This window comes from Variovorax sp. P4_D9 (assembly GCF_056401695.1).
Genome location: NZ_JBFUIU010001365.1, coordinates 1 through 1,576 on the forward strand (window position 1 = coordinate 1; position 1,576 = coordinate 1,576).

1 protein-coding gene is annotated in these 1,576 nt (G+C 63.0%); it reads right to left on the minus strand.

Annotated features, from left to right (window positions below; genetic code table 11):
• Nucleotides 1-438: 438 nt before the first annotated feature.
• Nucleotides 439-1,576 (minus strand): ATP-binding protein (locus tag AC1DY5_RS54990; RefSeq protein WP_478122590.1); only part of this gene is annotated, 1,138 nt, incomplete at its 5' end.

The window sequence follows — 1,576 nt, forward strand, 5'->3', positions numbered from 1 at the left end:
ATTCAAGACTGCGGCCATTCGCCTTCGGCCCGTCGACTGGCGGCGGCTAACGACAGCAGGCGTTGGCACCTTTCTTCTCGAACGGCCGGTCTACCTTCGGAACTTGACCTTCGCCTCAGTCGCCGAGGAGGTCCGAGTTCGGCAACAGCGGACAGATGCGGTGGCAACGGACGACCCTCATGAATCGCCTGCGAATGGCTGCATCCGCATGTCGCGACCTGGCGGTCCGGGGGGGCCGCGCAATTTGCCGATCTTCGGCATTGGGTTCAATTGTCTGCAAGAGAGGGCAGGGCGGTTGAACGCGTCCACGCTTCGGCGGCGTGCCGGAGACGCCAATCGCCAAGAATCGCTTGCCGGACCTCTGTCCGGGCGATAGCCTCTGCCTGCAATGTTTGCCTCGCGAGCTCGCCCACCGCCGGGGACGCGCCTTCCGGATGATCAGCGGGGCAGTTGCACCGCGAACGCGGTGCCTTCTTCCAACGATGACGTGACGACGATGTTGCCGCCATGCCGACCCACGATCTCCCGCGCGATATAGAGGCCCAGCCCTAGACTGGTCGCTGGACGCTCATGCGGCGCGGACTCCTTGGCAGTCACCTGCACCAGGGGATTGAAGATGACCTGCATCGCGTCCGGTGGGATTGGCACGCCCTTGTTTCTTACTGCCAGCGTCACACGGTTCGCGTCTTGCGTGAGCAGGAACAGCACGGGAAAGGCCGCGTCACCATGCTGCACTGCGTTGACCATCAGATTGGTCAAGACTTGGCGCATCCGGGCGGCATCGAAAGTGAGGCGCAGCGCATCGGGAATCTCCGCATGTAGCGCGCGGGACGGGTAGGCCGCCGACACTTCGTCAAAGACTTCCCGTGACAGCGCGGCCAGATCGCCGTCCTCAGGGTTGACCTCGATCCCGCGGCCCAGCCGGGTGCGCGTGTATTCCAGAAGATCGGTCACCATCTCATTGATCGAGGCGATGCTTTGCCTGGCAATGCGCAGGGTACGTTCGCGTGCCGCCGCCTCCGTCGTCAAGCCAAGCAATCGGACGCACGAACTGAGCGCGCTCAACGGGTTGCGAAGATCGTGGCCCAGCACCGCCAGGAAAGTGTCCCTGGAATTGGCGACGCGTTCCGAATAGGTGACCATCGCTTCGGCGAGCCCTTGATCAATGCTCTCGTTGAATCGAATCACCTCCTCGAGAACCGTCGCGTCGACGACATCGACGGTGGCCATCCAGAGGCGCAGCACCGTGGCTCGCAGTGCTCGATACTCCGCTCCCAGCTGCGAAAGATCGAAACCGACGCGCTGGCGCAGGCCGCCGTGCTCCGAGGCGAAGGTCGGGGTTGCTCCGCGCATCGCCAGGCCCTTGGATTTGGCTTCGCGCTCGGTCTCGGATTGCGTAGTGTCCATCTCGTTGGCGATGGCGATCAGGATTTCGCGCGCATGGTCGCGCAGCTCGACCACCGACATGGTCTCCGCAGGCGGGATCATGGTCCGCGCAAACGCTTCCCAATCGACGAGGATCGGTTCGATGTTGTTTCTGATGAACTGGCTGAGGCGCATGAACAAGGAGTATGCC